The following is a 6,681-nucleotide window of genomic DNA, read 5'->3' on the forward strand; positions in this document are numbered from 1 at the left end:
TGATATATTTTGAAGGCGCTCCCTCGACTGGGGCACATCCACCATCAGGAGCACTGTGGGACCTTCTTTCAACGAGCAATTCGACCAGCACGGTGCGTGGCGGCGTGCTTTTGCGCTGCAATTGAAGCACCTGAGCCAATGGATGTCTTCCCATGCCCTGATGGATTCCGCCATTGAGGAGAAGCTGCGGAGGCTGGAGAACCAGGTCCGCAGCGACAAGGTCATGGTGGCCTTCGTGGCGGAGTTCTCCCGAGGGAAGTCCGAGCTCATCAACGCGATTTTCTTTGCGGACTATGGCCGTCGCATCATGCCGGCCAGCGCAGGCCGGACGACGATGTGCCCTACCGAACTGGGCTATGACCCGGAGTTCCCCAACAGCCTTCGTTTGCTGCCCATCGATACGCGCCGGCAGCCCCAGGGCCTTGCCGAATGGCGGCTCAAATCCGATCAGTGGACAGAAGTTGCACTCAACGTAGGCGACGCAGACCAGCTCGCGAAAGCGATAGAAAAAGTTTCCGAAGTTCGCAGGGTCACGCAGGACGATGCGCGGGAACTCGGCTTCTGGCATGACGAGCAGCCTCACGACAACCCGGTTCCCGATGCGAATGGTTTGGTTGAGGTGCCCGCCTGGCGGCATGCACTGATCAACATTCCGCATCCGTTGCTGCGCCAGGGCCTCGTGATCCTGGATACCCCCGGCTTGAACGCGGTAGGCGCGGAGCCTGAACTCACCATCAACCTGATTCCGCAGGCCCATGCCGTGGTTTTCATCCTCGGCGCCGATACCGGAGTGACGCGATCGGACCTCGAGATATGGCGACAGCATGTGGAGCCTGCAGTGGGCCATGCGGATGCGCGGCTGGTGGTTTTGAACAAGATCGATACCTTGTGGGACACGCTGAACTCCCCCACGCAGGTGCAGGAGCAGTTGGATCGTCAACGGCTGACTTCGGCGGACGTGCTTGGCGTCTCGCCCGATCAGGTGCTCCTTGTTTCGGCGCAGAAAGGGTTGGTTTCCAAGATCAACTGCGATGACGTTCTGCTGGAGACGAGCGGGCTTCCCGCACTGGAAGATGCGCTGGCGCAAGGGGTCATGGGCAAGCGGCAGGGAATCCTGCGCTCTGCCGTGGCGACAGGAGTGGCCGCGCTGCGTTCAGAGGCGGGCAGAACGATCAACATTCGCCGCCGTGACCTGGATGATCAGATGCTTGAACTGCGCAGCCTGCGCGGGAAAAATGCATCGGTGATCGAGTCCATGCGTGTACGCATAGAACAGGAGCAGCGGGAGTTCGATGCCAGCGCCGCAAAGATACAGGCTGTGCGCTCCGTGCATCTCAAGCTGCTGCGCGACATTTTTCACGACTTGGGCGCGCGTTCGTTGAAAGCTGAAATGACCACGCTCGTGGACGCGCTTCAGCAAAAGGGCCTCAAGCTGGGTGTGCGCAAGATTTACGTGGAAACCTTCGAGCGCCTGCGGGCTATCGTCGACAAAGCGCAAGCCTCCGCCACTGAGATCCATGCCATGTTGGGAGGAACCTTCCGGCAGTTGAATGCAGACTTCGGTTTTTCGCTGCAAGTGCCGGCAACGCCCCAGTTGGAGGGATTCGTTGCCGAGATCCAGCAGATAGAGGATCGCCATCTGCAGTACATCGGCATGGGCAATACCTTGCGTCTGGCTCAACAGGAATTCGTGCATCGGCTCGTGCGAGCGCTGGGGATGCGGCTGCGTACCGTGTTCGAATCGGCGGCCAACGATCTCGAACTGTGGAGCAAGTCCGCAACGGCGCAACTCGACGCGCAATTGCGCGAGCGCAAGCGCAGTTTTGCTCGGCGTATCGAAGCGGTGGATCGCATTCAGCATGCAGCCAGCGGATTGGTGGAGCGGATCACCGAGATCGAGCAATCCGAGCAGGAATTGCTTCAGTTGGAAAGCCGATTGCATGAAATGACCGACCACCTGGCTTCGTTGCCGGTAGGCGGCAACGCCTCGCAATCGGGCCCGGCGCTTTCGGCATGACGCTCAAGAGTCCCGATATCGCCACCGACGTCGTTCGCTGGCAGGCAGTGCATGGCCGCAATCATCTGCCATGGCAGCAAACGCGCGATCCCTACCGGGTGTGGCTTTCGGAGATCATGCTGCAGCAAACGCAGGTCAGTACGGTTCTCGATTACTACACCCGTTTTCTGGAGCGTTTTCCAGATGTCCAGGCACTGGCGGCAGCGTCCGAGAGTGATGTGCTTGCGTTGTGGAGCGGACTTGGCTACTACAGCCGTGCGCGCAATCTGCACCGTTGCGCCCAGGTGATCGTTGAAACCCATGGCGGAGAGTTTCCACGTTCCGCTGAGGCCCTGGCCTGCCTGCCTGGTATCGGGCGCTCCACTGCGGGAGCCATCTCGTCTTTTTGTTTTGCCGAGCGGGTGCCGATACTGGACGCCAACGTTCGCCGCGTCCTGACCCGCGTACTGGGTTTCGATGCTGATCTGGCGGTTGCAAAGCACGAGCGTGCTCTGTGGGACAGGGCTGAGCAGCTCCTGCCTCGCGGTGATCTCACATCTGCGATGCCTCGTTATACACAGGGGCTGATGGATCTCGGAGCCAGCCTTTGCACGCCTCGCAAGCCTGCTTGCATAATTTGCCCGATCCAATCGCAATGTGCTGCGGCAGCGGCAGGTAATCCTGAAGATTTCCCTGTACGTACACGGAAGCTGGTGCGGCGTTCCGAAGCATGGTGGCTTGCCATGCGCTATGACCCGATGGGCAGGGTCTGGCTTCAGCGCCGTCCTGGCTCAGGTATCTGGGCAGGGTTGTTTTGCCCCCCCACCTTCGATGGTCGCGAAAGTGCATTGGAGTGGTTGGCGCGGCAGGGCCATGGCACCACGGTACGTGAACTCGGGCCCGTATTCCATGTGCTGACCCACCGTGATCTCCATCTGCATCCTGTCATTGCAATCGGCTCTGCAGAAGGAGAGGTCGATGCACAGGATGGTGCCTGGTTCGACGCTGTGCAATGGGCCGCTGTCGGGTTGCCAGCGCCGGTGCGGAAATTGCTCGAGCAAGTGCACCATTCCCATGAAACTCCGGCGGAGTCGTTGTAGATATCTTGGTGTTTGTACTGATTCAGCTCGCCGCACCATCGAGTTCACGATGCCGGCGCAGGGTAGACCATCGGTCTGCAAAGTGTTCAGCCAGCTTCTCCACAAGATAGACAGAACGGTGTTGGCCGCCCGTGCATCCGATGGCAACGGTGACATAGCTGCGATGATTCTGCGCTAGCGGCTCAAGCCAGTGCGACAAGAAATGGATGATGTGTTCGCGCATGAGCCCGACATCGGCTTTGTGCTCCAGATAACGCACTACCGCCAGGTCTTTGCCGGTCAGCGGACGCAACTCGGCTTCGTAGTGGGGGTTGGGCAGCATGCGAACGTCGAACACATAATCCGCGTCCATGGGTATTCCGCGCTTGAAGGCAAATGACTCGAATACCAGGGTCAATTGCCCCGGCAGCGTCGGCATGAGGCTTTTCACATATCCCTGGAGCTGTGCCGAGCGGATCGCACTGGTGTCTATGACGTGCGACTGCTCCCGCAGATCGGCAAGGAGTTCGCGCTCCAGTTCGATCGTTTCTATGAGCGCGCGCTGCTCGCCATGCCAGTCGTCCCTGGAAAGCGGGTGCCGTCGCCGTGTTTCCGAGAAGCGCCGTATGAGCGTATCTGTGGTCGCATCCAAGAAGAGCGAGTGCACGATCACGCCATCCGCGCGAAGGCGCCTGAGTTGCTGAGGGACCAGCGGAAGCGCCGTTGCGCTTCGCACATCGATCGCGATGGCGACCCGATTGCCGTGGTGCTGATGCTCGAGAGCAACGAACGCCGCAAGCAGTTCGGGAGGAAGATTGTCGACACAGTAATAACCTGCGTCCTCAAGGGCATGCAGTGCAACGGATTTTCCCGAACCTGCCATGCCCGTGATCAATACGATCTCCAGTGACATGGTTGTCATGGCTTCTTGGCTTTCGGGCGGATTGCACTGGTCTGCAGCATTTCGCTGGCATGGGCCAGCGTTGCCGCAGATGCGCGATCGCCGCCACCCAGCATCCGGGCCATCTCGCGGATGCGATCCTCCCCATCGACGGCTACGACGGTGCTGGACGTTCCCTGGTGGAGAGACCGCTTGGAGACCACGAGGTGGTGGTTGGCGCACGCGGCCACTTGGGGCAGGTGCGTGACGGCCAGAACCTGCCGATCGTGCCCCAATTTCTGCATCAGCTTGCCTACCGTCTCTGCAACTGAGCCGCCCACGCCAGAATCGACCTCATCAAAAATCAGCGTAGGAGCTTCGCCGAGTTGGCTGGTGGTGACCGAGATCGCCAGGGAAATCCGCGACAGTTCGCCGCCGGATGCCACTTTGCCAATGGGACGAGGTGTGACGCCTTCATGCCCTGCCACCAGGAACGCCACGTTGTCGAGACCGTGAGGCCCGGGTTCAGACGCCTCATCCAGCGCCACTTCGAACCTCCCGCCCTTCATTCCGAGCCCTTGCATCGCCTTCGTGATGGCGCGCGCCAGATCCGGAGCTGCTTTCGACCGTGAGCGAGAAATTTCTCGAGCCACCTTCATGAAAGCAGCTTCGCTTGCTCGTGCGCGTTCGGTCAATCCTTCAATGTCGGATGCTCCGTCAAGGCGCGCCAACTCGTCCTCCCAGCCGGCGAGCAAGCCTGGGAGGTCTTGTGGTTGGCGCTTGAACCGGCGCGCCAGGGACATCCAGAGCCCCATGCGAGTATCCAGAGTTTCCAGCCCCTCCGGGTCGACATCGGTATGGCGGAGATACGATTGAAGAGAGTGGGTCACGTCCGAGGCCTGCGCCAAGCAAGAAGTCAAGACATCCAGCATCGACTTGAATTGCGGATCCAATGACTCCTTGGCTTCCAGAATGCTGCTCGCCCTGACAAGCTGCCCATGCGCCCCAGACTCATCGTCCTCCAGGGCCGATAGTGCAGCTTGAGCTGCATCGATCAAGGCCTGCGCATGCGAGAGCCGGGTATGTTGGGCGCTCAGTTCGTTCCACTCGCCCTCTGCAGGCGCCAACTTTCGCATTTCTGCAATCTGCCATTGCAGCCTGTCCCGTTCTTCCTGGATGTCGTTTTGACTGGCAACGGCCGCATCCAGCGTTTTCTGATCGTCGCGCCAACGATTCCAAAGAGGAAGCAGGCCCTCGGCGCGAATGCCTCCATACGCATCCAGTAAACCGCGTACGGATTCAACACGGGTCAGACTTTGCCAAGCGTGTTGGCCATGAATGTCGAGCAAGTGCGAACCGAGTGCTCGCATTTGCGTTGCGGTGGCCGGTACGCCATTGACCCATGCACGGCTTTTTCCTTGGACATCGATGGTGCGCCTCAGCAACAAGCTGTCTTCCTGCGGGATTCCTGCTTCTTCGAGCCATTCGACGATGTTCTCTGAGCTGTCGAATTCGGCGCAGAGCGCCGTAGACGTGGCGCCTTCCCTGATGACGCCTGCATCGGCGCGAGCGCCCAGAATAAGCTGAAGCGCGTCGATCAGTATGGATTTCCCGGCGCCGGTTTCGCCCGTCAGTACAGTGAAGCCCGGTTGAAAGTCCAGTTCAAGGCTCTCCACGATCACGAAATCACGCAGCGCAATCCGCTTCAATGCCATGGTCAATAGCCTCCTTCGTTCCAGCGAAGTTTCTTGCGCAGAGTTGCGAAATAGTTCCATCCACGCGGATGCAAAAATTTTGCGCGGTAGTCAGAGCGCTGCACAAGAATGCGATCTCCATGCTGCAATGAAGCCAGCGATTGCATGTCGAAGTTCGCACTCACGTCTCGCCCGCTCACCACCTCCACCGTGACTTCCATGCTGTCCGAAAGAACAATCGGCCGATTCGACAAGGTGTGCGGCGCGATAGGGGCCAGCACCCAACCGGGGATCGTGGGATGAAGCATCGGACCTCCCGCAGACAGTGCGTAGGCTGTCGAACCAGTAGGCGACGCAATGATGAGTCCGTCGGCCCGCTGGTTCGACACAAAGTGGCCTCCAACTTCCACGCGCAGTTCCACCATGCCGGAAGTCGAGCCTCTGTTCACCACTACGTCGTTCATGGCCAATGCCTCGAAGATGCACTGCCCATGCCGCATCACCCGGGCACGCATCAGTGGACGGAGATCCTCTTCATATTCGCCGCGGAGCATGGGCTTGAGGACAGCAGGGTATTCGTCCAAAGGAATGTCGGTGATGAACCCCAGCCTTCCTTGGTTGATGCCGATCAGTGGCGTGCGATGCTCTGCCAACTGGCGCCCTACGCCGAGCATGGTGCCGTCACCACCCACCACAAGGCAGAGATCACATTCGACGCCTATGCGCTCTATTGACAGGGCACGGTAGTCGCTGAAACCTGCATTCGCGGCTGTATCGGCCTCCAGAAAGACGTCGCATCCTTCATTGGCAAGAAATTTGGCGATGCCATCCAGCGCCTCGCGCGAGCTGTCGGACATTCCTATAGAACTGGGCGCCTGGTATTTGCCGACGAGCGCAACGCGTTGGAACCTGAGCTTCATCGAAGAAATTAGATCATTAAAGCGATGTGAGCTTTCGGATGCGCTTCATCATCCGTTCTTTGCAGGCGCTGTCCTTCTCACTTTCCATGGCGGCGATCACGATCCATTGATC

5 protein-coding genes are annotated in these 6,681 nt (G+C 59.4%); 2 read left to right on the forward strand and 3 right to left on the reverse strand.

Annotated elements, in window-relative coordinates:
- The first annotated feature begins 55 nt into the window (after positions 1–55).
- Together BM144_RS22045 and mutY are read left to right on the forward strand one after the other, a co-directional pair.
- Positions 56–2,017: a dynamin family protein gene (locus BM144_RS22045; protein WP_092957758.1), complete on the forward strand. Its 1,962-nt coding sequence runs from the start codon at positions 56–58 to the stop codon at positions 2,015–2,017.
- On the forward strand, positions 2,014–3,096 hold the full coding sequence (mutY, locus tag BM144_RS22050; RefSeq protein WP_092957761.1) for an A/G-specific adenine glycosylase: 1,083 nt from the start codon (positions 2,014–2,016) through the stop codon (positions 3,094–3,096). The genes BM144_RS22045 and mutY overlap by 4 nt, the downstream gene beginning before the upstream one ends.
- Before the next feature lie 22 nt (positions 3,097–3,118).
- On the opposite strand, the gene rapZ is transcribed toward mutY, so the two are convergent.
- From rapZ to BM144_RS22065, 3 genes are read right to left on the reverse strand one after another with little or no spacing between them, the layout of a single operon-like run.
- Positions 3,119–3,988, reverse strand: coding sequence for an RNase adapter RapZ (rapZ, locus tag BM144_RS22055; RefSeq protein WP_092957773.1), 870 nt, complete (start codon positions 3,986–3,988; stop codon positions 3,119–3,121).
- 5 nt (positions 3,989–3,993) lie between these two features.
- Positions 3,994–5,670, reverse strand: coding sequence for a DNA repair protein RecN (gene recN / locus BM144_RS22060; protein ID WP_092957764.1), 1,677 nt, complete (start codon positions 5,668–5,670; stop codon positions 3,994–3,996).
- 2 nt (positions 5,671–5,672) lie between these two features.
- Positions 5,673–6,569: an NAD kinase gene (locus BM144_RS22065; RefSeq protein WP_092957767.1), complete on the reverse strand. Its 897-nt coding sequence runs from the start codon at positions 6,567–6,569 to the stop codon at positions 5,673–5,675.
- Between the last annotated feature and the right edge of the window lie 112 nt (positions 6,570–6,681).

It is taken from the genome of Paracidovorax konjaci (assembly GCF_900112675.1).
Taxonomy (GTDB): domain Bacteria; phylum Pseudomonadota; class Gammaproteobacteria; order Burkholderiales; family Burkholderiaceae_C; genus Paracidovorax; species Paracidovorax konjaci.